The 25,003-nt window shown below is 58.7% G+C and carries 21 protein-coding genes and 1 pseudogene; 9 read left to right on the top strand and 13 right to left on the bottom strand.

Annotated elements, in window-relative coordinates:
* Window positions 1-1,281: a glycerate kinase type-2 family protein gene (locus tag FKCLFG_RS02725; protein ID WP_472614701.1), complete on the top strand. Its 1,281-nt coding sequence runs from the start codon at window positions 1-3 to the stop codon at window positions 1,279-1,281.
* Between the two features lie 224 nt (window positions 1,282-1,505).
* Here FKCLFG_RS02725 and FKCLFG_RS02730 read toward each other — a convergent pair whose 3' ends face one another.
* The 3 genes from FKCLFG_RS02730 to FKCLFG_RS02740 all read right to left on the bottom strand — a co-directional run bounded on the left by FKCLFG_RS02730 (window position 1,506) and on the right by FKCLFG_RS02740 (window position 5,090).
* Window positions 1,506-3,083 carry an aldehyde dehydrogenase (NADP(+)) gene (locus tag FKCLFG_RS02730; protein WP_472615774.1) on the bottom strand — a complete coding sequence of 526 codons (1,578 nt, stop codon included), beginning with the start codon at window positions 3,081-3,083 and terminating at the stop codon, window positions 1,506-1,508.
* Between the two features lie 154 nt (window positions 3,084-3,237).
* Window positions 3,238-4,152, bottom strand: a complete 915-nt coding sequence (gene kdgD, locus FKCLFG_RS02735) for a 5-dehydro-4-deoxyglucarate dehydratase (RefSeq protein ID WP_472614702.1) — start codon at window positions 4,150-4,152, stop codon at window positions 3,238-3,240.
* Window positions 4,153-4,340: 188 nt separating this feature from the next.
* Window positions 4,341-5,090 (bottom strand): FadR/GntR family transcriptional regulator, encoded by a 750-nt coding sequence (locus FKCLFG_RS02740; RefSeq protein WP_472614703.1) that lies wholly within the window; start codon window positions 5,088-5,090, stop codon window positions 4,341-4,343.
* A gap of 213 nt (window positions 5,091-5,303) precedes the next feature.
* Here FKCLFG_RS02740 and FKCLFG_RS02745 point away from each other — a divergent pair, with 213 nt between their 5' ends.
* From FKCLFG_RS02745 to FKCLFG_RS02760, 4 genes are read left to right on the top strand one after another with little or no spacing between them, the layout of a single operon-like run.
* Window positions 5,304-6,698, top strand: a complete 1,395-nt coding sequence (locus FKCLFG_RS02745) for an MFS transporter (protein ID WP_472614704.1) — start codon at window positions 5,304-5,306, stop codon at window positions 6,696-6,698.
* A gap of 10 nt (window positions 6,699-6,708) precedes the next feature.
* Window positions 6,709-8,268, top strand: coding sequence for a galactarate dehydratase (gene garD, locus FKCLFG_RS02750; RefSeq protein ID WP_472614705.1), 1,560 nt, complete (start codon window positions 6,709-6,711; stop codon window positions 8,266-8,268).
* Window positions 8,269-8,300: 32 nt separating this feature from the next.
* Window positions 8,301-8,438, top strand: coding sequence for a hypothetical protein (locus FKCLFG_RS02755; RefSeq protein ID WP_472614706.1), 138 nt, complete (start codon window positions 8,301-8,303; stop codon window positions 8,436-8,438).
* A gap of 11 nt (window positions 8,439-8,449) precedes the next feature.
* Window positions 8,450-9,955, top strand: coding sequence for a hypothetical protein (locus FKCLFG_RS02760; protein WP_472614707.1), 1,506 nt, complete (start codon window positions 8,450-8,452; stop codon window positions 9,953-9,955).
* A gap of 103 nt (window positions 9,956-10,058) precedes the next feature.
* Here the strand turns inward: FKCLFG_RS02760 and gshA are convergent, their stop codons facing one another.
* Complete coding sequence (gene gshA / locus FKCLFG_RS02765; protein WP_472614708.1) at window positions 10,059-11,621, bottom strand: glutamate--cysteine ligase; 1,563 nt, start codon at window positions 11,619-11,621, stop codon at window positions 10,059-10,061.
* Window positions 11,622-11,662: 41 nt separating this feature from the next.
* Here gshA and FKCLFG_RS02770 point away from each other — a divergent pair.
* Together FKCLFG_RS02770 and FKCLFG_RS02775 are read left to right on the top strand one after the other, a co-directional pair.
* A pseudogene (locus FKCLFG_RS02770) lies at window positions 11,663-11,869 on the top strand (hypothetical protein); the annotation flags it as partial.
* 486 nt (window positions 11,870-12,355) lie between these two features.
* Entirely contained in the window at window positions 12,356-13,000 is a 645-nt protein-coding gene (locus FKCLFG_RS02775; RefSeq protein ID WP_472614709.1) for a hypothetical protein, read from the top strand.
* A 597-nt stretch (window positions 13,001-13,597) separates the two neighbouring features.
* On the opposite strand, the gene FKCLFG_RS02780 is transcribed toward FKCLFG_RS02775, so the two are convergent.
* The 9 genes from FKCLFG_RS02780 to FKCLFG_RS02820 all read right to left on the bottom strand — a co-directional run bounded on the left by FKCLFG_RS02780 (window position 13,598) and on the right by FKCLFG_RS02820 (window position 23,405).
* A complete protein-coding gene (locus tag FKCLFG_RS02780; RefSeq protein ID WP_472614710.1) occupies window positions 13,598-14,368 on the bottom strand; it encodes a ParA family protein in 771 nt (256 codons plus the stop codon).
* Between the two features lie 132 nt (window positions 14,369-14,500).
* The gene (gene dbpA / locus FKCLFG_RS02785) at window positions 14,501-15,889 is read right to left on the bottom strand and encodes an ATP-dependent RNA helicase DbpA (protein ID WP_472615775.1); all 1,389 of its coding nucleotides are present in this window, start codon (window positions 15,887-15,889) and stop codon (window positions 14,501-14,503) included.
* Between the two features lie 117 nt (window positions 15,890-16,006).
* Window positions 16,007-16,714, bottom strand: coding sequence for a class I SAM-dependent methyltransferase (locus FKCLFG_RS02790; protein WP_472614711.1), 708 nt, complete (start codon window positions 16,712-16,714; stop codon window positions 16,007-16,009).
* Between the two features lie 102 nt (window positions 16,715-16,816).
* Complete coding sequence (locus FKCLFG_RS02795) at window positions 16,817-17,821, bottom strand: TRAP transporter substrate-binding protein (RefSeq protein WP_472614712.1); 1,005 nt, start codon at window positions 17,819-17,821, stop codon at window positions 16,817-16,819.
* 98 nt (window positions 17,822-17,919) lie between these two features.
* A complete protein-coding gene (locus FKCLFG_RS02800; protein WP_472614713.1) occupies window positions 17,920-18,735 on the bottom strand; it encodes an HpcH/HpaI aldolase/citrate lyase family protein in 816 nt (271 codons plus the stop codon).
* A gap of 2 nt (window positions 18,736-18,737) precedes the next feature.
* A complete protein-coding gene (locus tag FKCLFG_RS02805; protein ID WP_472614714.1) occupies window positions 18,738-20,096 on the bottom strand; it encodes an MmgE/PrpD family protein in 1,359 nt (452 codons plus the stop codon).
* Window positions 20,097-20,120: 24 nt separating this feature from the next.
* The gene (locus FKCLFG_RS02810; protein ID WP_472614715.1) at window positions 20,121-21,299 is read right to left on the bottom strand and encodes a CaiB/BaiF CoA transferase family protein; all 1,179 of its coding nucleotides are present in this window, start codon (window positions 21,297-21,299) and stop codon (window positions 20,121-20,123) included.
* 27 nt (window positions 21,300-21,326) lie between these two features.
* Complete coding sequence (locus FKCLFG_RS02815) at window positions 21,327-22,487, bottom strand: acyl-CoA dehydrogenase family protein (protein ID WP_472614716.1); 1,161 nt, start codon at window positions 22,485-22,487, stop codon at window positions 21,327-21,329.
* Between the two features lie 27 nt (window positions 22,488-22,514).
* Window positions 22,515-23,405 carry an HTD2 family dehydratase gene (locus FKCLFG_RS02820; RefSeq protein WP_472614717.1) on the bottom strand — a complete coding sequence of 297 codons (891 nt, stop codon included), beginning with the start codon at window positions 23,403-23,405 and terminating at the stop codon, window positions 22,515-22,517.
* A gap of 162 nt (window positions 23,406-23,567) precedes the next feature.
* Here FKCLFG_RS02820 and FKCLFG_RS02825 point away from each other — a divergent pair, with 162 nt between their 5' ends.
* Entirely contained in the window at window positions 23,568-24,530 is a 963-nt protein-coding gene (locus FKCLFG_RS02825; protein WP_472614718.1) for a LysR family transcriptional regulator, read from the top strand.
* A 218-nt stretch (window positions 24,531-24,748) separates the two neighbouring features.
* Complete coding sequence (locus tag FKCLFG_RS02830; RefSeq protein WP_472614719.1) at window positions 24,749-24,973, top strand: hypothetical protein; 225 nt, start codon at window positions 24,749-24,751, stop codon at window positions 24,971-24,973.
* The last annotated feature ends 30 nt before the right edge of the window (window positions 24,974-25,003 follow it).

The raw sequence follows: 25,003 nt of genomic DNA on the forward strand, positions 1-25,003 counted from the left end.
ATGACTACTCCTCTTGCGCTGCTGCGGCGGATGTTCGACGCCGCTGTCGACGCCGCGCAGCCGGCGCATTGCCTGCCGCCGCATCTGCCGGCCGCTCCGCGCGGCCGAACCCTGGTCATCGGCGCCGGCAAGGCGTCGGCGGAGATGGCCCGGGTCGTCGAACAGCACTGGCCGGGGGAGCTTACCGGACTCGTGGTCACGCGCTACGGTTACAAGGTGCCGTGCCAACGCATTGAGATCGTTGAGGCGGCCCACCCGGTGCCGGATGCCGCTGGCCTTGTTGCCGCCCGACGCATCCGGGATCTGGTCCAGGGTCTCAGCGCCGATGATCTGGTGCTTTGCCTGATTTCCGGTGGCGGCTCGTCACTGCTCGTCATGCCCCATGAAGACCTGCAACTTGCGGACAAGCAGGAAATAAACAAAGCACTGTTGAAGAGTGGCGCCACCATCAGTGAAATGAACTGCGTGCGGCGCCACCTGTCGGCAATCAAGGGCGGGCGACTGGCCGCAGCCTGCTATCCGGCCAAGGTGGTAACACTGTTGATTTCGGATGTGCCGGGCGACGATCCGGCCGACATCGCAAGCGGTCCGACCACGGCCGACAAGACCACCTGTGCCGATGCGCTCGCGATCCTGCGTCGCTACGGGATCGAGGTGCGGCCGAACTTGCAAGCGTTGCTCGCAAGCGGGCGTGGAGAAACGGTCAAGCCGGGCGACCCGCGCCTGGCAAATAGCGAGACGCGCATGATTGCCACGCCGCAGATGGCGCTGGAAGCGGCGGCCACGGTAGCACGTGCGGCCGGCGTGACAGCGCACATCCTTGGCGACAGTATCGAAGGCGAAGCGCGCGACGTCGGCATTGTCATGGCCGGCATTGCGCGCCAGGTGGCGCGCCGCGGGCAGCCGTTCACGCCGCCGTGCGTACTGCTGTCCGGCGGCGAAACCACCGTCACCGTGCGCGGCAACGGGCGCGGCGGCCGCAATGTCGAGTTCCTGCTGTCGCTGGGCCTGGCGTTGGGCGGTCATCCCGGCATTCATGCAATTGCCTGCGATACGGATGGCGTGGACGGCCAGGAAGAGATCGCCGGCGGCTACTGTGCGCCCGACTCGCTGGCACGCGCCTGGGCCATGGGAATGAACCCGCGCGAATGTCTGGACAACAACGACGGCCACGGCTTCTTCCAGGCGCTTGGCGATTCGGTTGTCTGTGGGCCGACGCTGACCAACGTGAACGACTTCAGGGCGGTCTTCATTACCGCCGACGCGCTGCCGTCTCACTGAGCGCGAACCAAAACAAAAGCCGCGCCTATGCTGTTCGCACTGGCGCGGCTCAAAAACCGGCTAACCCGCGGGCCCAATTGAAAATGGGCACGCGGGATTTTTTCGTCAGAACGTGTGGCGCACGCCCGGGATGGCTGCCGCTAGGATCGTTTTGTTCATGTCTCTAGCCCTTGCATGAGGGCGGCCTGCCCATTTTTAGAATGAAACTGCGGTATTGCCCCGCGTCAGGATTGAACCAGCTCGCCGTCGCGCACCCGCCACAAGCCGAGCGGGTTGTTGTCTTGCAGGGCGGCCGGCAGCAACCAGGACGGCAGGTCCTGGTAGCTGACCGGCCGCAGGAAGCGGTCAATCGCGCTCGCGCCGACTGAGGTGCTGCGACTATCCGAGGTGGCGGGGAAGGGGCCGCCATGCACCATCGCATGCGACACTTCGACCCCGGTCGGATAGCTGTTGATCAGGATGCGGCCGGCCTTGCGCTCGAGCGTGGGCAACAAGGCCTGTGCTGTGGCACGGTCGTTCTCGGTCAGGAACATGGTGATGGTCAGCTGGCCGTCCAGATATTCCGCGATCTGCTTGAACTGGCTGCTATCGCGGCAGCGGACGATAAGAGAGCTGGCGCCGAAGATTTCTTCTTCCAGCTCAGGGTGAGACAGGAAGTTGGCAGCATCGGTGATGAACAGGGCGGCCTGACCGGCGCACGCACTGGCGCCACTCTGGCCACGTGCCAGCAGCGTGACGCCGGCAGCCTTGGTCAACCGTTCGACGCCGTTGTTGAACGCGGCGTGAATGCCCGGCGTGAGCATGGTGCTGGCGGTCTTGCCCTGCAGGGCGGTGACCGCCGCGTCGCAGAATTTGTTCAGCGCATTGCCCTCGAGCGCAATCACCAGGCCGGGGTTGGTGCAGAACTGGCCCGAGCCCAGGGTGAGCGAGTCGATGAAGGCGCTGCCGATCTGGCTCGCGCGCAGGGCCATCGCATCGGGCAGCAGAAACATCGGGTTGATGCTGCTCATTTCCGCGTACACGGGAATCGGTTCGTCGCGCTGGGCCGCCGCGCGTACCAGCGCCATGCCGCCCTGGCGCGAGCCGGTGAAACCGACCGCCTTGATCGCGGGATGTGTGACCAGTGCCTGGCCGATGGTGCGGCCGTCGCCATGGATCAGCGAAAACACGCCTTCCGGCAGGGCGCTGCTGGCCACCGCCGCCTGGATCGCCTTGCCGACCAGTTCGGAGGTGCCGGGGTGGGCGCCATGCGCCTTCACCACGACCGGGCAACCGGCCGCCAGCGCGGATGCGGTATCGCCGCCGGCCACCGAAAACGCCAGCGGGAAATTGCTGGCGCCGAATACGACCACCGGACCCAGTCCGATCTTGCGCAGGCGCAGGTCGGGACGCGGCGGAGTGCGCTCCGGCAGCGCCGAATCGAGCGCGGCGCCGAGCCAGCGGCCGTCGCGCACTACTTTGGCGAACAGGCGCAACTGGCCGACGGTGCGGCCGCGCTCGCCCTCGAGGCGGGCTTGCGGCAGGCCGGACTCCTGCATTGCGCGCTCGATCAGCGCGGGGCCGAGGTCGAGGATGTTCTGTGCGATCTGCTCGAGGAACTCGGCGCGTTGGTCGAGCGAAGTGTCGCGGTAGGTGTCGAATGCCTGCTGGGCCAGCGCGCAGGCGCGCTCGGCATCGGCAACAGTAGCGGTGCCGAATGCAGGTTCCATCTCCAGTCCGGTGGCGGGATTGATGGCGCGGAAGGTGGCCGCGCTGCCATGCACGGTAGTGGCGCCGATCAGCATGTCGCCGTTGATGTTGATGTTCGTGTTCAAGATAGTCTCCTCAGTGCAGATGCGGGGCGACGCGCCAGAGCGATAAGGCAGTGGCGCGCCGGTATGGTTCGGGGTATGGCGACAGGTTGTCGGCCAGCTTGTGGGCCGCACGCGCTGGTGCCGGGTGCGCGCGGTCGGGTGTTTATTGCGGGCCGAGCGCCTTGATCAGTGCATCCAGTTGCTCGCATTCCTGCGGATTCAGGTCGGTCAGGGGTGTCCGTACAGGGCCAGCGCTGTGGCCGACCAACGTGGCGCCGGCCTTCACGATACTGACCGCGTAGCCGGCTTTCTTGTTGCGGATCGCCAGGTACGGCAGGAAGAAGTTGTCGATCAAACGCCCGGTAGTGGCAAAGTCGTCGTTCTTGATGGCTTCGTAGAATTCGATCGCAGTCTTCGGAATAAAGTTGAACACGGCCGACGAATACACCGGCACGCCGAGCGCCTTGTAGGCTGCGGCATACACTTCAGCCGTCGGCAGGCCACCCAGGTAGGTGAAGCGATCACCCAGCTTGCGGCGGATGGTGACCATGGTTTCGATCTCGCCGACGCCGTCCTTGAAGCCGATCAGGTTAGGGCAGCGGTCGGCCAGTATCAATAGCGATTCGGCGTTCAGTTTGCAGACGTTGCGGTTGTAGATCACCACGCCGAACCTGACCGATTTGCAGACCGCCTCGATGTGCGCCACCAGGCCATCCTGGCTCGCCTCAGTCAAGTAATGCGGCATCAGCAAGATGCCGTGGGCGCCCAGGCGCTCGGCTTCTTGGGCGTAGGCGATTGCGGTACGGGTCGGGCCGCCGGCGCCGGCTACGATTGGCACTTTGCCGCGGCAGGTTTCCACTGCGACTTTCACCACGCGGGTGTAATCCTCCGGCGTGAGCGAGAAAAACTCACCGGTACCGCCAGCCACGAACAGGGCGGTCGCGCCGTATGGGGCCAGCCATTCAAGGCGATCGGCGTAGGTGCTGGCGACAAAATCGCCTTCGGCGTCGAAATCGGTAATCGGGAAAGAAAGCAGGCCGGACGAGAGGATCTGCTTCAGGTCTTTTGGAGTAAACATAATGGGGCACCGATAAAGGGTTGAGCGGAAGCGATGGCGTCGCACATCTAACGCCTTACTTGTTATCAGTCATCGTACAACATGATTTAAGTGAGCGCAAGTATTCATCGAAAAATATGCGTCGCAATGAAAAACAGCGCCGGCTTGCACGCGGCGCTGTGGTCTGCGGGGGGGGTGTTGGGGCTGGCTTACCGGTTGGCGCCTTCAATCAGCTCCTGGGCGCGGCGCAGTCGTTCCCGGCTGTTGCTCAGATGCGTGCGCATGGCAGCGCGCGCTGATTCCGGATCCTGGCGCGCGATCGCGTTGAGGATGTCTTCGTGTTCGCGGTTGACGCGTTCCATGTAGATCGCTGGATCGTCCTGCGCGAGCTTGGCCGAGTTCAGGCGCGAACGGGGAATGATGTTGGTGCCGAGGTGACTCAAAATATCGTGGAAGTAGCGGTTGCCAGAAGCCTGCGCGATCGCCAGGTGAAACTGCATATCGGACGCCACCGTGTCGTCGCCAGTGCGGGCGCACGCCTGGAAGCTGTCGAGCGCCGCGCGCAGTTGCAGCAACTGCGCGTCGTTGCGGCGGCTGGCAGCCAGCCCGGCAGCTTCCGTCTCGAGGCTGATACGCAGTTCGAGAATGGACAGCACGTCGCGCATGGTGATTACTGTGCTCGGGTCAATGCCCAAGTGATGGGTGAGCGCCGGTTCCAGCACGAAGGTGCCGATCCCGTGGCGCGTCTCCACCATGCCGGCCGCCTGCATGTGCGAAATCGCTTCCCGCACCACGGTCCGGCTCACGCCCCGGATGCGCATGATTTCAGACTCGGTCGGCAATTTGCCGCCTGGGATGATCTTGCCGTCGCGAATGCTGTCGGAGATATAGGCGACCACGCCTTGCGCCAGATTGCGATGCTTTTTAGGTGGCGCCGAGGGGGCAGGGGTGGAATTCATGGTCTTGGTTTGGATGTAAAGTTTGAGTGGAACAGTGATTGCAATTTCCGAATGAGCTGATTATACTACGATCGTCAGTTGTCTGATGACTGATGACAAAAGAATCCGTCAGCCAATATTTGAGTCACCTGCAAACAAGAACACGGACGTTGCGGCCAGTTGGCCCTGCGTCGAAGTGCATGCAGTGCCATTCGCAACATTCTAGGAGACAGCATGAAAGCGCAGCAATCTACACAACCCGGCGGCAACGGCGCTAAGGCAACCCGTGTGCGGTGGGGCATTCTGGCAATCCTGTTCATCATTACCACCATCAACTACGCCGACCGCGCCACGATCTCGATCGCCGGTCCCGAGCTTAAGAGGCTGCTGGGCCTGTCGCCGGTCGAAATGGGATTCGTCTTCTCCGCTTTTGCCTGGTCGTATGTGCTGGCGCAATTGCCAGGCGGTTGGCTGCTGGACCGTTTCGGTTCAAAAATCACTTATTTTTTCAGTATTTTCCTGTGGTCGGTATTTACCATGATGATGGGCTCGGTCGGGTTTTTCACCGGCGGTACCGCAGTCGCGGTTCTGTTTGGCTTGCGCCTTTTAATCGGCGCGGCCGAAGCGCCTTCCTTTCCAGGCAACAGCCGCATCACCTCCGCCTGGTTTCCAACCGCCGAGCGCGGCACTGCGGCCGCTATTTTCAATTCGGCGCAGTATTTTGCTACGGTGCTATTTGCGCCGCTGATGGGCTGGCTGGTCCACTCCTACGGCTGGCAGAGCGTTTTCTATGTGATGGGCAGCTTGGGCATCGTGATGGCCTTTGTCTGGCGCAAGACCATTTATGGTCCAAAGGACCATCCGCGCATCAACGCGGAAGAGCTGGCTTATATCGAGGCGGGCGGCGCTCTGGTTGATCTGGAGGGATCAGGCAATGCCACCCAGACCAAGAAAATGAATACTTGGCCTGTCATCAAGGAGCTATTGAGCAACCGTATGCTGCTGGGCGTCTATATCGGCCAATACTGCATCACGACGCTGACCTATTTCTTCCTGACATGGTTCCCTGTCTATCTGGTGCAGGAGCGCCACATGACGATCTTGAAAGCGGGATTCATCGCGGCCTTGCCAGCCGTGGCTGGTTTTCTGGGCGGTATTCTGGGCGGTTTTGTGTCGGACCGTATGATCAAGTCAGGTTACTCCCTCTCGGTGGCGCGTAAAACCCCGATCGTGTGCGGAATGCTGCTGTCGATGACCATGGTCGTTTGCAATTATGTTTCGACTGATTGGCTCGTGATTGCCATGATGTCGCTGGCCTTTTTCGGGAAAGGCGTTGGTGCGCTGGGCTGGGCCGTGGTCTCCGACACCTCGCCTAAAGAGGCGGGCGGTCTGAGCGGTGGGTTGTTTAATACTTTTGGCAATACGGCCGGCATTACCACGCCTATCGTCATCGGCTACATCCTGCAGGCGACCGGTTCCTTTGCCGGCGCCCTGGTCTTCATCGGCGCCAATGCGGCAGCTGCGATCTTTTGTTATCTATTCATCGTCGGCGAAATCAAGCGGGTTGAATTCAAGAAACCGCTGGACCAACTCCCTGTTGCTCCCATAGCGCAAGCTGCCAACAATTAGAGGATTGGTTATGTCAAATGTCATTTATACGCCCGCGCCTTCAAAGCCCCTGTATATCCGCATGCACGCCAACGACAATGTCGCCATTGTCGTCAACGACGGCGGCTTGCCCGCCGGCACCGAGTTTCCCGGCGAGTTCGTGCTGAAGAACCGGGTGCCGCAAGGCCACAAGATTGCGCTGGCAGACCTGGCCGAGGGCGACGCTATCATCCGTTACGATGTCGTGATCGGCTACGCACTGCGCGATATCCAACAAGGCAGCTGGATCGAGGAGTCGCTGGTACGCATGCCGCCGGCGCGTGAGTTGGACGGCTTGCCTATCTCGACCCGCGTGCCGCCACCGGCAGCGCCGCTCGAGGGTTACACCTTCGACGGCTATCGCAACGCCGATGGCACGGTCGCCACCCGCAACATCCTGGCCATCACCACCACTGTGCAGTGCGTAGCCGGCGTGGTCGAACATGCGGTCAAGCGCATCAAGGCAGAGCTGCTGCCCGACTATCCGAATGTGGATGACGTGATCGGCCTGGAACACACTTACGGCTGCGGCGTCGCCATCGACGCGCCGAACGCCGACGTGCCGATCCGCACGCTGCGCAATATCAGCCTGAACCCGAACTTTGGCGGCCAAGCCATGGTCGTCAGCCTCGGCTGCGAAAAACTGCAGCCGGCCCGTCTGTTGCCGGAAGGATCGATCCCGATCCAGAACGGTCCCTACATCGTGGTGCTGCAGGACGAGGCCCATGTCGGCTTCGAATCGATGATCACTTCGATCATGGAGATGGCCCGGCTGCGCCTAGCCGCGCTCAACCTGCGTCGGCGTGAAAGCTGCAGCGCCGCCGACCTGATCGTCGGCGTGCAATGCGGCGGCAGCGACGCGTTTTCCGGCGTGACGGCGAATCCGGCCGTCGGCTATGCGACCGACCTGCTGGTGCGCGCCGGCGCCACCGTGATGTTCTCGGAAACCACCGAAGTGCGTGACGGCATCGACCAACTGACCGCGCGCGCCATCAATGAAAAGGTGGCGAACGAGATGATCCGCGAAATGGCCTGGTACGACGATTACCTGAAAAAAGGCGGAGTCGACCGCAGTGCCAACACCACGCCCGGCAACAAGAAGGGTGGCCTGGCGAACATCGTCGAAAAGGCAATGGGCTCAATCGTCAAGTCCGGCAGCAGCGCCATTTCCGGGGTGCTCTCCCCAGGAGAGAAGGTCAAGCAGAAGGGGCTGATCTACGCCGCCACGCCGGCTAGCGACTTCATCTGCGGCACGCTGCAGCTGGCGGCTGGCATGAACCTGCACATCTTTACGACCGGTCGCGGCACGCCCTACGGTCTGGCAGCGGTGCCGGTGATTAAGGTGGCGACGCGCGACGACCTGGCGCGCCGCTGGCATGACCTGATGGATGTGAATGCTGGCCGTATCGCGACCGGCGAGGCCAGCATCGAAGAGGTCGGCTGGGAGCTGTTCCACCTGATGCTGGATGTGGCGAGTGGCAAGAAGACCTGGGCCGAACACTGGAAGCTGCACAACGCGCTGACACTGTTCAACCCAGCGCCGATCACCTGAGACATTCACCAAGGGGCGGCAAGAGGGCCAAAATGGCGCTCTACGCCGTTGCAGGCGGTGTATTTTCGTCAAATTCTATGGGGCTTTGGTGTCGTTTTCTGAATATGGTGAAACTAAGAAAAGAGCAGGAACATGACATGCGCGCCAGCGAACCGCTGCCGGCAGGCTGATCCGGATAACGATGCCAGGTGTTGGCTCGGGTGCGCAAAAAAGCCGTAGCGACGCCATGCCGTGCGCCGCCGGCGATGGTGCCAGCGGTGTCGCGCAAGCGCCGTCAATGTCTTCGCAATGGCATCATCCCGGCGAGGCTCTGCACCGCATCGGTATTGGGCCCTTGGCCGGCATGGCGGCCGTCCTTGTTCTCATCGCCGTCACTCTGGCAAGAGCATTTGGCGGCCCGGCGTCGCTGTATGTTGCGACCGTGGGGGCGGCGTCGGTACTGATCGTGGCCGGTTATCGGCGCATCAACCGGAACTTGCGCAATACCTCGTTCGTTTTGTTTGTGGCCGGGGCGCTGGTGGTGCCATTCGCCAGAGATCCTTTGGCGGCGATTCAGCGTGGCGTATTGATCGCCGGTTTGCTGCTTTCGCTGACGGCCAGCGTGATGCTCATCGCACAGTGTGCGGTGCAGAGCGATCGCATCCAGTTGCTCGGCGCGGGTTTGCGCGAACGTCAGGCGGGTCGCCGCTACCTCGCGTTCACAATCACGAGTCAATTCTTTTCCGGTCTTCTGGGGCTGGCCGGTGCGAACCTGCTATTCATCATGGCCGCGCCCACGGCTGAAGCGAAGAACGCGACGCGTACCGCAACCGTAGTCGCGGTGTCGCGCGGTTTTGCGGCGGCCAGTTGCTGGAGTCCGGTATTCGGAAACATGGCAATCTTGCTCGCGCTATATCCGAGCCTGCACTGGATTGAGGTGTTTCCGATCGGACTGGCGGTTGGGCAACTGACGGTTATCGTCGGCGCATTGATGAACCGCTCACGCGGCAGCCAGCTCACCCCTGGCGCAGCCAAGGCGACGTCGGCCTTAACACTGGTGCGAACGGCCTTGCCGCTGTTCGCATTGTTGCTGGCTTTTCTGGCGCTGGTCCTGTTTGTAAGCAAATCCCTCCATATCGTCATTTCGGCCTCGATCATATTACTGGCGCCCGCGGCGTCACTGCTGTTTCATGCAGCGACCGGCAAGACCTGCCAAAGGCTTGCCGATGGGGCGCGCGGACTGGGCAGGGGCTTGCTGTTATTCCCGGCGCTTGCAAGCGAAGCGATATTGTTTATCTCGGCCGGATGCGCGGGCAGCATTCTGGCTGACGCCTTTCCTGCTGCATGGGTTACCGCAATTGGCGGGGCGTTGAGCGCGCATCCGTTTTTTGGGCTCAGTTTTCTATTGTTTGGCATCATGGCTGCGGCAGTGGGTGGCATTCATCCGGTGCTGTCTGCCGTGTTTCTGGCTTCGACCATGACGCCGGAGGTGCTCGGACTGCCGCCGGTTGCCCATATTTCGGCGATTTTGGCGGGCTGGGGATTGTCGGCTAGCGTGACGCCGTTTTCGGTGTTGTCACTGACGGCCAGCCGCTACGCCGGGGCCGATCTGTATCAAATCAGTCTTGGAAAGAATTGGGCGTTCGCCTTGTGCAATTCGATTGTCATATGCGCGCTGCTGGCAGCATATGTGTTTATGACGGCCTAAGACGAATCACTAGTGAATTCGTCACGGTCAATGGCAACTTCCGATTGAAATTTGGATACGGCATCCTATCCACGCGCCCGGGTATTTTCCAAGAGCGCGAGTCTCATGCGTAGTAACTCGCCACATAGTCCTCAAACCGCTCCTGCGGCAGCGATTCCAATCGCTGCTGCTCGGCCAAGGAGGCTTGAACGCTTTCCTCGAACTTTGCCAATAGTGCCGGGTCCAGCGGCTGGGCCAGCAAGCTCTCGTGGTGTTGCAGGGATTGCTGCATCGCGTATTTGAAGAAGCCTTTGTGCTCCCTCGCAGCGGCCAGCACCTGGGCCGACGGTGTGGTCTCCGGGTGATCAATGCGCGTGCGCAGGCTGGCCAGCGTCGTGGCGTAGTTATTGCCGCCGTAGGCCACATCCAGCATCTGGGCAAAAGGCTGCATGTCGTCAAACAGGGCGTGTGCAATGGGGCGGAACGGTTGTTCGCGGTTGTGCACTAGCAAATTCAGGTCAGGCTGTCGGCCGTGGTTGACGATACGGGCCTTGTTTTCATCGTTCTCACCCTGCTCGCGGGCCGTAATGGGCGGACTCTGGCGAAAAAGGCACATCAGCAACAGGATGTCGGCAAAGGTACTTTGCTCGGGGAGAATGCCGATGTCCACGAACGGGTTCAGGTCAAACAGGCGTACCTCCAGGTATTCGACACCGTATTTCGCCAAGGCCAGCGCCGGACGCTCGCCCGCCTTGCCAATGCGCTTGGGCCGGATGCCGGCATAAAATTCATTCTCAATTTGCAGCAGGTTCGCGTTGAGTTGCTTCCAGTGGTCGCCTTCGCGCACGCCCAACTCTTGGTAGAACGGGTCAGGGGTGCGAATCGCAGTCTCCAGCGCCTGGGTGTACCCGGCCAATGAATTGAAACTGACGTGCAATTGATCCTGCGCCCGGTTCTGATAGCCCAGATCGCTCATGCGCAGACTGGTCGCGTAGGGGCGGAACAGGGTGCCCGGCACCAGCTCCTGGAGGTCTGAACTACGGCCTTGCAAGAAGGATTGCGCAATCGCGGGCGAGGCGCCAAACAGGTAAGGAATCAACCAGCCAAAGCGCAGAAAGTTGCGAATCAATCCGAAATAGCGCTCACTGACAAAGTCCTGCATGCTGTCTGTTACCGAGCAGCAGCCTTTCAAAATCACCCAGAATTCGTCAGGCAGCGACCAGTTGTAGTGCGCGCCGGCAATAGTTTGCATGTGGCGTCCATAGCGAAGGCTCAGTCCTTCGCGATAGGCAGCCTTCATCATCGCGGAGTTGGAGCTGCCGTAGTTGGCAATGGCGATGTCTTTGTCGTCACCCAGGACGCAAGGCATGGAGCCAGCCCATATGATTTCTTCCCCCATTTGCCGGGCCGCGAAGCGGTGAATGTCGCGCAGGAAGTCCAGCGGGAACGCCGGGTCTTGTGACGGAGGGGTGATGAACTCCAGCAGCGCTTCGGCGTAATCGGTGGTAATCCAGGGGTGGGTGAGTTTGGAGCCCAGCGCCAAGGGGTGAGGGGTCAGGGCCAGATGGCCGCTGGCGTCCACGCGCAAGCATTCGCGCTCGTAACCTCGCGTGATACCGCGCAAAACCTGCGTTTGGCCTGACAAGAAAAACTGACGAACCGCATCGCAACATGTGAACTTCAACATAAGCCGTGTCTTTTTCCGTGAATTGAAACGCAGTATGGCAGTATCAATGGGTTTCAGCCATCGGCTGCAATTCGACAATCTATGGTAGGCACACCATGCGGCGAACCAAAGCGACATTGATCTCCAGGCGGACAAAGAACCTACGTGCCGTCCAGCTTTTGCTTGGTAACACGAAACTGGAAAGCACAGTGCGTTACCTGGGTATTAAAGTAGATGACGTTCTGGAGATTTTAGAACAGACCGAGATCTGGCAAGCGCTGTCTATGCCGGTCATACGGCCGTCGTTTCGCGCGAAGCCGTATGGCCGTTCTGCCATGATGCTGAACGCGTGCAATCGGCCAATAGTGGACGTTGCACAGTAGAATACGTACCAAAGCAGACCGATAGCCAAACTCTGGCTCACGACTATAATTTCCTGACGGTCCTGACACCTACTAAAACAGGCGATCCCGTAGAGTTTGGCGCAAAATTTTTCGGAAGAAGAAGTTCATCAGCACATCTGGGCCATTGTGGGCACAGTTATGAATAATATAAATCATTGGACTTCACTCGCGGAAACTGAGCGTTAACCGTTTATATGAGGTTAGAAGTACGCGAATAGATGAAGAGTATTCGCGTACCAGAATAGAAGTCGTTCTTAAGCATTTTCGTGCAATGGTATTGAGAAAGCTAGGGCGCGCAAACGTTCGGAATGTGTAGGATGCAGATACTGCACACGGTTTTTTGGAGGGAAGATGAATACTGATCAGTGGCTTAAAGTAGTGCCAATCGTCACCACGATCGGCTTTGGAGGCAGCACTTTATGGCTGGCGATAAGACAACATTTAGACGGGAACAAAAACTCGCGTCGTGAAGAGTACAAATTCGCGAAACTTTTCTTTGACGAACTTAGAGCGAAACCAGAGATGCATCCATTCGCTCGTAAGAAAGGATTTCAGGCAATTGGCAGAAATCAAGATTTACCCCCGTCCGTAATAGAACACCTTATGACGCTTCGCGATCCGGTAACGGCGTTAAGCGACTATGAATCGTCTAGAGGTTATTTAAAGAATTTTGAGGTACTTGGACGGCGCCAATTGGATTTCGCAAGCGCTGTGCTATTCGCGACGGAAAAGCGACGCAATATCATAAGCGCCACCTACCTTACGTGCGCAATCATGTTTTATCTACTTGCATTTACTCCTTGGTTCCTCTTGACAATAGGAAAGATTTCGGTGCCGTTAGCTATTAGCGCGTCGATCGTATTTTCCCCTATCGGCATGATAATTGCTGTGGGTGCCGTTCGGGAGTTCTTACAATTGCGCCGCGCGATGCGCCTAGTTAAGGCCCAAAATCACCAAGCTGATGAATATGAAGTTGCTTCGGACGATCAGGACTAAGAGTGCCTACAAAGCACTAGTTGTAGTCGTGGCAATACTCTGAGTGCACTGAGAAAAATAACGCCAAAGCGTTTTCGTTTTAATTCGGCGAGCGGCAGCTGTGTGAAGTGGAGCTGCCGCTCGGAATTACCTCTGAGAAAGGCCAATGCCGTCGGCGTCAATAACCGCGTAATACAAAACCCATGACCGCAACCGCTGCACTGCTGACGGTCATGGCACACGCTGAATAGCGACAACCTCACCGCCATGAACATAGGCGACACTGCAAGCCTGGAAGAAATGCATTGCGGCAGGCCACAAGAAATTGTCTTCGAAACAAAAAATGGCTGCGGATTGCTCCACAGCCATTAGTACTATTACTAATCGTTAGACTTTTTATTCGCCTATGAATTACGCATTTACACTCAAATTAGTAGCGTTTTTATGCCACATAACCGTGGCACGAGAGGTTTTTTTATAGACTGAAACCAGTCTGCCCATAAATTAAAAAATCTGGGGTATGCTTAAAAACGATAACATTCCCGCATATATTCATTGCAGAACAGAAAAATACCCTTCCTTGTATCTGTAGTGGCCGTATTCCGGCAACCAAGCCAACTAAGCCGATTGCAACTCCTGATACAGCGCCAGAAATTCCAGGCTGAGTTTATGGCGCGCATCGAGATGGATCATCGGCAGGCATTGTTCGTGCGATTCGCGGATCCGGATCGAACTGGATAATTTGCTGTCGAGCACCGGCAAGCCCTCGGCCTTCAATTCGTTGACCATTCGTTGCGGCAGGCTGGCGCGGGGCTGGAACTGATTGACGACGATGCCCTCAATCGTCAATTCCGGGTTGTGGTCGGCTTTGATTTCTTGCACATTGTTCATCAGCGTATACAACGCCTGGCGCGAGAAATCGTCGCAATCGAACGGGATCAGGCAACAGTCGGAAGCGATCAGCGCCGACTGCGTGAAAAAATTGTAGGCGGGCGGCGTATCGATGATGATTTCGTCGTATTCCTGCTCCAACTCCTGCAATGCATCGCGCAGTTTGTAAATCTTGTGGCGCGATTCCAGCTTCGACTGCATCTCGCCGATTTCCGGGTGCGATGGAATCAGCGCCAGATTCTCGAAGCGGGTTTGGTGTACGTAGTTGCTGGCCGGCTTGGGGAAGATAATGAAATTCAGCGATTGTTCAAAATATCCGGCCAGCGTGGGGCTGACTTCCCGGGCGGCGTCGCCCAGCAGATAGCGGCTGGAATTGCACTGCGGATCGATGTCGATCAGCAGCGTTCTTTTACCCTGATGCGCGGCAATCGCAGCCAGATTCACTGCGATGGTCGATTTTCCGACCCCACCTTTTTGATTGAAGATGACACGTTTCATGCTGCGCCCCGTTCATGTTATTGATTGTGATTGGTCTGGCAAGGATTTTAGCAGGCGCTGCTGCGTTGCTGCCCTGCCGTGCATCAGCACCGATTATTCCGCAAGTCGCAAGCGGGCAGCTTGCGCCCGCTCTTAAACCGCCGAAATAAACCGCACCTTGAATTGCCGTCCCTTGATGTTGCAGGTGGATAGTTTGGCCGCCGCCCGGTCGGCAATCTGCCGTTCCAGCGCCACATAGGTCATGAATTCGAACACATTGATCTTGCCGACCTGGTCCTTGCTCAGGCCGACGTCGCCGGTCAGCGCGCCCAGCAGATCGCCGGGACGCAGCTTGTCTTTCTTGCCGCCCATGATGCACAGCGTCACCATCGGCGCTTGCAAGACATCACCTGCCGCCGGCTCCAGTTCCGCCAGGTTGAACCAGCTGACCGGCCCATTCTGGTATTGCTCGATCAGCTTGACCCACTTCTTTTCGTTCGGCGCGCACAGGCTCAACGCCAGGCCGGATTCATGGCCGCGGCCGGTGCGGCCGATCCGGTGGATATGGACTTCGGTGTCTTTCGATACATCGACGTTGATCACCGCGCCCAGCGTCTGGATATCCAGGCCGCGCGCGGCGACGTCAGTTGCCACCAGCACCGAGCAACTGCGGTTGGCAAACTGCAGCAAAATTTCATCGCGTTCGCGTTGCTCCAGCTCGCCGTACAAAGCCAGCGCGGAGAAACCCTGTGCGCGCAATTCAGCCGCCAGTTCGCGGCAGTGGATTTTGGTATTGCAGAAGGCCAGCGTCGACACCGGCCGGTAATGATGCAGCAGGCGCGCCACCGCGGCGTTGCGGTCGTCGTAGGCGACCTCAAAAAAGCGTTGCTCGATCTGGCTGTCGGCATGTTGCGCCTCGACCTTGACTTCGGCCGGCTGGCGCAGGAATTCGGCGCTGGCCTTGCGGATATCGTCCGGGTAGGTGGCGGAAAACAGCAGCGTCTGGCGGCGTGCCGGGCAGGCGCTGACGATGCCGGAAATTTCTTCGTAAAAGCCCATGTCGGTCATGCGGTCGGCTTCGTCCAGCACCAGCGTTTGCACGGTATTCAGATTGATGCTGCCGCGCGAGATGTGGTCGCGGATGCGTCCCGGCGTGCCGACCACGATATGTGCGCCATGCTCGAGCGAAGCCATTTGCGGGCGCATCGGCGCGCCGCCGCACAGCGTCAGCACCTTGATGTTGTCGGCAAAGCGCGCCAGGCGGCGCAGCTCATTGGCCACCTGATCGGCCAGTTCGCGCGTCGGGCACAGCACCAGCGCCTGGATCGCGAAATAGCTCGGGTTCAATTTAGCCAAGATGCCGATGCCAAACGCCGCGGTCTTGCCGCTGCCGGTCTTGGCTTGCGCAATCAGGTCGCGCTGTTCCAGAATCAGCGGCAGGCTGTGGGCCTGAATCGTCGTCATCGTGTGATAACCGAGGCTGTCGAGGTTGGAGAGCATTGCCGGCGACAGGGCCAAACTGGAAAAAGAGGTGGGTTCCATCATGAGTGTGCTCGCCGGCGTAGGGATAAAAGGGGAGGGCAGTCTAACAGATGGCGCGTTTTAGGCGCAGAGCGAGGCGCAGATCGGATACAGCGATCGTGCGGCAGCGTTATTGCGTCAAGCGGGTTTTTGCAGCATGTCAACCCGAATCGGCGCGAGAAATCTTGCGCCGTCCGCAGTCATGTTGGCGTTGAATTTGCCGCGGACTTCTGCCTGGAGCGCTGCCGTCAATTGGTGCTGCGTGTGGGTTACCTTGATTACCTTATCTTCAAACTGCGCAAAGTCGCGATAGCGCACCTTGGATAAAAAGAATTTCTGCTCAACCAGCTCGAACTGCCCAGCAGCAACCGCGCGTTCGACGGCGGCGAATGCCGCTTGCCGCACCATGCTTTCATCATGAAACAATCGGAGTATTTCGTTATATTCGCCGGCAAATATCGGCTCTGAAATGTATGCCAGCCCGCCCGGTTTCAGGACCCGGTGGATTTCCGCCAGGGCTAAATCGAGTTTTTCCAGTGGGACATGGTGCAGGGATTTGAACATCATCACGATATCGAAGCTGGCGTTTGCGGCGGGAATGGCTTCTGCGCCGCCTAACGCAAACTGTACTTTGGGCAGATCGGCGCAAGTCAGATTGATCGCATGCTGGATTGCGTCGGTTTCAAGCGCCAGCAGGTAAGCGACCTTGTCCTCTTTGGCGATGGCGCGAGTTTTCTCCGCCTTGCCGCAACCCAGCTCAAGAATGCGCGCCTGCTCCGGCAGCAGGCTCGCATACAGCAGATGCTCTTCGCATACCTGGTTGATGTCGGGAATCGTGATGTGCATGGCGGGTATCCTGATTGAAAATTCCGCATCCGGCACTTGTGCAATCCCAAGCTGCTGGATGCGGTTGGCGGTCCTTGCTGTTACTTTGCTGTTACTTCGCAGTTACTTATATCCCAGTGCCGCAGATTCCTTGTTGACGGCACTGATCAGGTCTTTTCCTATGCGTCCTTCCATATCTTTCTGCACTGGCAACAGCGCTTTGCGCCATTCCGATTTTTCTTTCGCATTCAGCGCATAAATGGTGGTTTTGCCGGATTTTTGGATATTGTCCAGCGCCTTGTCGTTTTCCTGCTGCGCGATGGCGTTGGTGTACTTGGTGGCTTCTTTCATCGCACCTTCGAGGGCGGTACGAATGTCAGCTGGCAGGGTGTCCCAGAACTTCTTGTTGACGATCACCGCATAACCGATATAGCCATGATCCGAGACTGTCAGATGCTTTTGCACTTCATGTGTTTTTTGCGTGTAGATATTGGACGGCGTGTTTTCCGTGCCATCCACCACGCCGGTCTGCAAGGCCTGATAGACCTCGGAAAATGCCATCACTTGCGGGTTGGCGCCGAGTGCGCGCATCTGAGCGTCGAGTACCTTGGACGACTGGATGCGCATTTTCAGCCCTTTCAGATCGCCCGGATTGTGCATCGGTTTATTCGACGTCATCTGCTTGAAACCGTTGTCCCAATAAGCCAGCCCAACGATATTTTTCGATTCAAGTTTCTTGAACAGATTCTTGCCGATCGGACCTTCGGTTACCCGATTCAGAGCATCCTTGCCGGGAAAAATGTAGGGCAGATCGAATAATTCGAATTCCTTGATTCCAAGCGGTGCGAACTTCGACAAGGATGGCGCCAGCATTTGCACTGCGCCGAGTTGCAGCGCCTCCAGTTCTTCCTTGTCCTTGTAGAGCGTGCTGTTCGGATACAGCTCAACCTTGATGCGGCCGCTGGTGGCTTTCTCGGCCAGTTCCTTGAAGCGCTCGGCGCCCTGGCCTTTTGGCGTATCGTTGGCTACCACATGGCTGAACTTGATGACGATCGGCTGTTGCGCCAGTGCGCCGGCGCAGAGCGTGAGTGCGAACAGGCCGGCCAGGATCGGATGGGTTTTATGCATGGTTGTCTCCTTAGTTTTTATGGGTGTCGTGCGACAGATTCTTAGTCTTGCAACATGACGTTTTACTGCAAATTCGGGTTGGTCGGGATTGACTTCTTTTATCCCATTCTGTGTGTTGTCTCGTCGATGATTCCTTGCGCCTTGCGCATCACCGGCAGGTCCACCATCTTGCCGTCGACCGCGACGGCAGCGCCCTGCGCAGCATTTGCCGCCGCCAGAATGCGCTGCGCCCAGACAACTTCTTCCGCGCTGGGGCAAAAGCAGCGATTGACCGGATCGATCTGGCTGGGATGGATGCAAAGCTTGCCGCCGAAGCCGAGGCGACGGGCGTACAAGGTATCGGCACGGAGCTGTTCGGAATCGTTGATTGCGGTGGTGATGCTATCCACCGGGGCCTGAATTCCGGCCAGGCGCGACAACAGCACCAGCTGCGAGCGGAAATACAGCAATGCATCGGTATCGCCGTCAATGCCGAGATCGAGCTGGAAATCGATCGCGCCAAACATCAACCGCTGCACGCAACGATGCCGGGCGATCTGGTCGGCATTCGCAAATCCCCGGGCAGTTTCTATCAGCGGCAAAATCACGGCATCAGGCCGTAGCGCCGCGATGGCTTCGAGCTGATCGAGCTGCTCGGCTTTCGGCAGCACGATGCCGCTGACGCCGGCAAGCGCGCACAGCGCGAGGTCGTCCAGAAACCATGCGCTGTCTGCACTGTTGATGCGCACCAGCACCGATTGCGCGGGCGACAGCCACGCCACCAGCGCGCTGCGTGCCGCAATCTTTTCGGAGGGAGGAACCGCGTCTTCCAGATCGACAATCACGACATCAGCCCCGGCAGCGCAGGCTTTGGCAAAACGCTCCGGGCGGTTGGCTGGGACGAACAGGTAGGAACGGGCAATCGTGGTTTGCATGTCTATCTTCCGAAGAAATTTTCGATCTTATCGATATGCGCCAGATTCCAGATGCGCTGGAACGCGGCGTTCATCTCCGCCACCGTGGCCGCACCGCTGAACTCTGCCAGTCGCAACGCCTTTTGTTCCAGTTCGGCGCGGGTCAGCGTGTTGCCCGGATCGCCTTTCGGTTCATCGATGCGGCTCTGTAGTATCCGGCCATCGTCGGTTTCCAGCGTGATCTTGCCGATCCAGCGCGATGGGTAGGCTTGATCGACTTCGGGATCGAGCACCATGGCGACCTTGTTTCGGAAGCTTACGATGCGCGGATCGTTGAACATGGTTTCGAACTCATTTACGCCGGCGCGCCGGACTAGCGCGATCAGCCCAAGCACCGTGCCCATCGAGAACTTCGCCTGATGGACAGTTTGCGGGTTCTGCACCGGCCCCAATACGTCGATCGCACCCTGATGGACATGCGCGGTAACGCGCGCGATCTGCTCCGGCAGCAAATTGTGTTCGACGATAATTTTTAGCAGCGCATCGGCCGCCGGATGGGTGTGGCGGCAGGACGCGTGAAATTTGAATGAGGTTTCGGCCAGTGCCCAGCGCGTACCCAGACCATCGGTGAGCCTGCTTGGATCGGCGTCCGTCGACATGCCGGCAGCCATGCCTTGCGCGCCTTCGAGAATCCGTTTGGCGCCAGTGAAACCCTGGCTTGCGAGGTAGGCAGCCGTCAAGCCATCCGCTGCGGCCTTGGCCGTATGCAGTTGCTTCGAATCGGCCGCATCGCGTAAAAATTCCCACAGGCCGGCTGCCTGAGTGCCGGCCGAGCCGAAAGCATCCAGCATCCGTTCCGGCGTCAGTTGCAACAGGCGGCCCACCGCTGCTGCGGCAGCGACAGTGCCTGCGGTGCCGGTGGTGTGAAAGATTTTGTAATGCGAGCGGCCGAGGAATTCGCCCACGCGTATCCCGACTTCATAGCCAGCCACTGCCGCAGTGAGCAAATCGCGTCCGGAACTGCCAATCGACTGCGCCACCGCCAGCACTGCCGGGAACACCACGGCGGCCGGATGAAACACTGAGCCGTTGTGGACATCGTCCTGTTCGGCAAAATGCGACGATGCGGCGTTGACCATGGCGGCGAACAGCGGCGTCGTATGGCGGCGCGAGATCAGGATTTCGGAGCTGCCGGTGGCTGGCCCCATTTGCTGGGAAAACCAGTTGATGGTTTCTACCGGACGTGCGCCTTTGCCGGCCAAGGCGGAACCAATCCAGTCGAGGAAAAGGTCTTCGGCGCGCCGCACCACGGGTTCCGGGATATCTTCAAAGCGCAAATTCGCTGCGAAGCTGGCGAGGGTTTTACTTGGGTGATCAGTCATGGGTCTGTTCTTTCTGACGCGTTATCAAATGGCATTGTGCGAGCGCAAGTCGGCTATCGCGGCAGTGTCGTAACCGAGCTGGCCCAGGATCGCATCGGTATGCTGCCCCAGAGCGGGCACCGCATCCATGCGCGAATTGTAGGTATTGGGCACGCCGGGCGGCAGCAAGGCCGGAATTTTCCCCGCGGGGGTATCGATTTCCACCCAGCGCTCCCGCGCTTTCAGTTGCGCGTGTTGCCACAAGTCATGCATGTCGTTCATCCTTGCGTTGGCGATCTGGGCGGCGTCCAGCCGTTCGATCACCTGCTCGGCGCTGAGTGTGGAAAATGCATCAATGATGATCGCGCGCAATTCCTGGCGCGCCGCGGTGCGTTGCGAATTGGATGAAAAACGCGGGTCATCGGTCAGCGTCGGCTGCAGCAATACCTTGTCGCAAAAGAGCCGCCATTCGCGCTCGTTTTGCAGCCCCAGCATGACGATCTTGCCATCACCGGCCGTGAAGGGGCCGTAAGGATAAATCGTCGCGTGCGCGGCACCGGCACGCGGCGGCGGCGTGGCGTCATCGAACGCGTAGTACAGCGGATAGCTCATCCACTCGACCATGCTTTCCAGCATCGATACGTCGATATTGCAACCCTGGCCGGTTTTGCCGCGCTGAATCAGTGCGGCCAGGATGTTGGTGTACGCATACATGCCGGCGGCGATGTCGGCGATCGAGCAGCCGGCCTTGGCCGGTTCGTCCGGTGAGCCGGTAATCGACAGGAAACCCGATTCGCTCTGGATCAATAAGTCGTACGCCTTCTTGTCGCGATAAGGGCCGTTTGCGCCGTAGCCGGAAATGTCACAGACGATCAGCCGCGGGAATTTTTCGCGTAGCGCTTCATATGACAAACCTAGACGGGCAGCAGCGCCGGGCGCGAGGTTTTGCACCAGCACGTCGGCGCTTTCCAGCAACTGCACCAGAATGCTGCCGGCTTCTGCATGCTTGACGTCGAGTGTCAGGCTTTCCTTGGAACGGTTGGTCCAGACGAAGTGCGAAGCCAGTCCGCGTACCCGTTCATCGTAAGCGCGGGCAAAATCGCCGACGCCGGGGCGCTCGACCTTGATCACGCGCGCGCCGAGATCGGCCAGTTGGCGGGTGCAGAACGGCGCCGCAATCGCGTGTTCGAGGGTAACGACGGTAATGCCGTCCAGTGGTCGCATGATGTTGTCTCTCAAGTAGGAGTGCGTTCAGAATGAGCGCGGCAGGCCGAGCACATGCTCGGAGACATACGACAGGATCAGGTTGGTCGAGATCGGTGCGACCTGATACAGCCGGGTTTCGCGGAATTTGCGCTCGACGTCGTATTCATGCGCAAAGCCGAAGCCGCCATGAAATTGCAGGCAGGCGTTGGCGGCTTCCCACGATGCGTCGGCCGCTAACAGTTTCGCCATGTTGGCTTGGGTGCCGCACGGCTGATGCGCATCGAACAATTCGCACGCCTTGTAGCGCATCAGGTTGGCGGCTTCGAGGTTGATGTAGGCTCTCGCGATCGGGAACTGCACGCCTTGGTTCTGGCCGATTGGCCGCCCGAAGACGATCCGTTCGTTGACGTATTTGGTCACCTTGTCGATAAACCAGTAGCCGTCGCCGATGCATTCGGCGGCGATCAGCGTGCGTTCCGCATTCAGGCCGTCGAGGATGTACTTGAATCCCTTGCCTTCTTCGCCGATCAGATTTTCTGCCGGGATTTCCAGATTCTCAAAGAACAGTTCATTGGTCTCGTGGTTCACCATGTTCAGGATCGGTTGCACCGTGAGGCCGTTGCCGATGGCTGCGCGCAGATCGACCAGGAAAATCGACATGCCCTCGGATTTTTTCTTTACCTCTGCCAGCGGCGTGGTGCGCGCCAGCAAAATCATCAGGTCGGAATGCTGCACCCGTGAAATCCAGACCTTTTGACCGTTGATCACATAGCGGTCGCCTTTTTTGACGGCGGTGGTCTTGATTTTCGTGGTATCTGTGCCGGTCGAAGGCTCGGTCACGGCCATGGTCTGCAGCCGCAATTCCCCGCTGGCGATTTTGGGCAGATATTCGTTTTTCTGCCGCTCCGAGCCGTGCCGCAACAACGTACCCATGTTGTACATCTGGCCGTGGCAGGCCCCCGAATTGCCGCCCGAGCGGTTGATTTCTTCCATGATCACCGAGGCTTCGGTCAGGCCCAGGCCGGAGCCGCCGTATTCCGGCGGGATCAGCGCAGCCAGCCAGCCGGCCTTGGTCAGCGCGTCGACGAATTGCTCCGGATAACCGCGCTCCTGGTCGATACGGCGAAAATATTCGGGTGGAAATTCTGCGCACAATGCGCGTACCGCATCGCGTATCTCTTGAAATTTATCCGCTGGCGTCAACATTTTATGTCTCCTGAATTATGGGTTAAATTATTGCTTACTGAGCGGGTCGGCAAGTTTTGCCTCGGCCTGCATCGCAAGTTCGCCGCGCGCATTCTGGGCCCACAGTTGCACGCTGCGGCCGTCTGCGGCGGGTTGTCCGCACAAGGTAAATGGCTCGATGTCGAACAAAGGGCCGACTGCGCGAAAATTGAATTCGGTCAGGCGTGCATCCGGCAGCTGCCGGCGTACCAGATCAGCCAGCAGCGTCGCAATCAGTGGGCCGTGGACGATCAGGCCGGGATAGCCTTCAACCCCGGTCACGTAGCTGCGGTCGTAATGGATGCGATGGCCATTGAAGGTCAGGGCGGAGTAGCGGAACAGCAAAACCGGATCGGGGGTCACAGTGCGCCGCCAGAGTGCTTCGGTTGGGGCCGGTTTTGGCGCCGCTGCAATTGCGCCGGATTGCGGCAGGGGTTGCGGCATATCGCGGTACACGATGTCGTGTTCTTCGGTGATGGCGATGACGCCGTCGGCGGCAATTTCATGCTGTACCGTAACGAACGCCAACTGGCCGCTTTGGCCATTTTTACCGGTGATACTCTTGATTTTCGAGGTGCGGGTGGCAGCGGCCCCAATCGGTAGTGATGCCGGAAAGGTCAGGCGTCCTCCGGCCCACATCCGGCGCGGCAACGGGATCGGCGGCAAGAATCCGCCCCGCTGCGGGTGGCCGTCAGCGCCGAGTTCGGATTCCCGGCAGTGGGTCCAGAAATAAATCCAGTGCCACAATGGCGGCAATGCGGAGCCCGGTTGTGGCGCGGTAGTATGATCCAGCGTCGCAGCAAGCGCGGCCGCAGGCGTGGCGCCGATCAGATCGGCGCGCATTTCCTGGCGTCCGACCCACTGTTGCATCAATTCCAAGTCAAATGACACAGATTCCATCGTATATCAGGCACAGTGCCGGGTTGGTTAATCAATGATGGCTAGTCTGTGCCACGTCAGTTGCGATGACAATCTGCATTTTTGGAAGGGTGCCTTTGGCTGCGGTGAACTCCGCACAGCTGTTTTTGGACGTATATTTAAGCAAACAAGGAGCGCCTGACCATGCTTTTCGATCTGACTGACCTGCGCCTGCTGATTACTGTCGGTGAACTTCACAGCCTGACGCGCAGCGCCGAGCGCATGCATCTGTCGCTGGCGGCCACCAGCAATCGGATCAAGGAGCTGGAAGCGCGTTTTGGCATGAAGCTGCTGTATCGCGAGAGTCGCGGGGTGCAATTAACGGCGGCCGGCATGACCATGTTGCATCATGCTCAATTGTTCATGCAGCAGGTCGAGCGCTGCAAGAGCGATATGCAGCAGTACAACAATGGCATCAAGGGGCATATCCGCATCTTCGCCAATACCACTGCGGTGACGGAATTCATGCCGGAAGTGCTGCGCTCGTTCCTTGCCACCCATCCGCATGTCAACGTCGCGCTTGAGGAACGGCTCAATCAGGAAATCGTGCGCGGGATTCGGGACGGAACCGCCGATATCGGTATCGTGGCCGGCCCGATCCAGGGTGATGGACTGGAGATACTGAATTTTTCCACCGATAAACTGGTGCTGGCGACTGCACTGGAGCACCCGCTGGCGGGCAAGGAGCGCATCGCGTTTGCAGAAACGCTCGAATACGAGCATATCGGCTTGCACGAGGGCAGCACCTTGCACCATTTCTTGAGCCGGATTGTGTCCGAAAGCGGCCAGAGCCTGAAATTGCGGATTCAGGTGCGCAGCTTTGAAGCGATGTGCCGCATGATCGAAACCAATATTGGGATCGGCATCCTGCCGCAGTCAGCCGCATTGCGTCACAGCCGCTTCATGCAGCTGGCGCTGGTTGACCTGACCGAACCTTGGGCGGTTCGGGAGCGTAGCGTCGTGGTGCAAAAACTCGATGCACTACCATTGTATGCACGTGAACTGGTGGATTTTATCTGTAAGCCGGCGGAGCTTGGCCAGCAGCGCATCGAGCAAGACGCCAAAACTATCGGTGAAAATAAAACCAGCCGGGCCGGGCAGCCTTAATCTTCTGCCTGGGCCAAAATGCCCCCGCCTGGTTTGATTTGCTGCTGCCGGGCAAATTTCAGCACTACGTTGCGGATTGTCGTTAGCACCGTCCGGGGATTGAATGGTTTGACAGCCCTGTATCGTAGCCGGATCGCTTTTGCAAGGAGTAAGAATAGGGCAAAATACGCACCGGGCTTTACCCGTAACCGATGGAGTTGAAGAATGGGAGTTGAAGAATGACTTATGAAGAATATCTGGACGAAGTAACCACGCTGATGACGGAAATGTACGATCTGAGCGACGCCGCTGCGATCAAATATGTGATGCGCGCGCAAGCGGGAAATTTCTTTTCACTGCATGACGACGACGAAGCCTTGCGCACGCAGGAACATGCAGTCCAGGATGCGAAAACGGTATACGAGCAGCGCAACAAGCCAAACCCCGAATCGTTTCGCAAATAATCCTGGAAATCACCGGCTGCTTCCCGCAAT

It is taken from the genome of Gelidimonas denitrificans (assembly GCF_055694065.1).

What these genes read in the sequence shown, in the direction of transcription:
- FKCLFG_RS02745 (WP_472614704.1), top strand. Translation starts at nt 5,304, where the DNA reads ATGAAAGCGCAGCAATCTACACAACCCGGCGGCAACGGCGCTAAGGCA.
- FKCLFG_RS02725 (WP_472614701.1), top strand. Translation starts at nt 1, where the DNA reads ATGACTACTCCTCTTGCGCTGCTGCGGCGGATGTTCGACGCCGCTGTC.
- FKCLFG_RS02810 (WP_472614715.1), bottom strand. Translation starts at nt 21,299, where the DNA reads ATGCGACCACTGGACGGCATTACCGTCGTTACCCTCGAACACGCGATT.
- FKCLFG_RS02775 (WP_472614709.1), top strand. Translation starts at nt 12,356, where the DNA reads ATGAATACTGATCAGTGGCTTAAAGTAGTGCCAATCGTCACCACGATC.
- FKCLFG_RS02790 (WP_472614711.1), bottom strand. Translation starts at nt 16,714, where the DNA reads ATGCACATCACGATTCCCGACATCAACCAGGTATGCGAAGAGCATCTG.
- FKCLFG_RS02760 (WP_472614707.1), top strand. Translation starts at nt 8,450, where the DNA reads ATGCCAGGTGTTGGCTCGGGTGCGCAAAAAAGCCGTAGCGACGCCATG.
- FKCLFG_RS02780 (WP_472614710.1), bottom strand. Translation starts at nt 14,368, where the DNA reads ATGAAACGTGTCATCTTCAATCAAAAAGGTGGGGTCGGAAAATCGACC.
- FKCLFG_RS02740 (WP_472614703.1), bottom strand. Translation starts at nt 5,090, where the DNA reads ATGAATTCCACCCCTGCCCCCTCGGCGCCACCTAAAAAGCATCGCAAT.
- FKCLFG_RS02830 (WP_472614719.1), top strand. Translation starts at nt 24,749, where the DNA reads ATGACTTATGAAGAATATCTGGACGAAGTAACCACGCTGATGACGGAA.
- kdgD (WP_472614702.1), bottom strand. Translation starts at nt 4,152, where the DNA reads ATGTTTACTCCAAAAGACCTGAAGCAGATCCTCTCGTCCGGCCTGCTT.
- FKCLFG_RS02805 (WP_472614714.1), bottom strand. Translation starts at nt 20,096, where the DNA reads ATGACTGATCACCCAAGTAAAACCCTCGCCAGCTTCGCAGCGAATTTG.
- FKCLFG_RS02815 (WP_472614716.1), bottom strand. Translation starts at nt 22,487, where the DNA reads ATGTTGACGCCAGCGGATAAATTTCAAGAGATACGCGATGCGGTACGC.
- gshA (WP_472614708.1), bottom strand. Translation starts at nt 11,621, where the DNA reads ATGTTGAAGTTCACATGTTGCGATGCGGTTCGTCAGTTTTTCTTGTCA.
- garD (WP_472614705.1), top strand. Translation starts at nt 6,709, where the DNA reads ATGTCAAATGTCATTTATACGCCCGCGCCTTCAAAGCCCCTGTATATC.
- dbpA (WP_472615775.1), bottom strand. Translation starts at nt 15,889, where the DNA reads ATGGAACCCACCTCTTTTTCCAGTTTGGCCCTGTCGCCGGCAATGCTC.
- FKCLFG_RS02820 (WP_472614717.1), bottom strand. Translation starts at nt 23,405, where the DNA reads ATGGAATCTGTGTCATTTGACTTGGAATTGATGCAACAGTGGGTCGGA.
- FKCLFG_RS02800 (WP_472614713.1), bottom strand. Translation starts at nt 18,735, where the DNA reads ATGCAAACCACGATTGCCCGTTCCTACCTGTTCGTCCCAGCCAACCGC.
- FKCLFG_RS02825 (WP_472614718.1), top strand. Translation starts at nt 23,568, where the DNA reads ATGCTTTTCGATCTGACTGACCTGCGCCTGCTGATTACTGTCGGTGAA.
- FKCLFG_RS02755 (WP_472614706.1), top strand. Translation starts at nt 8,301, where the DNA reads ATGGCGCTCTACGCCGTTGCAGGCGGTGTATTTTCGTCAAATTCTATG.
- FKCLFG_RS02795 (WP_472614712.1), bottom strand. Translation starts at nt 17,821, where the DNA reads ATGCATAAAACCCATCCGATCCTGGCCGGCCTGTTCGCACTCACGCTC.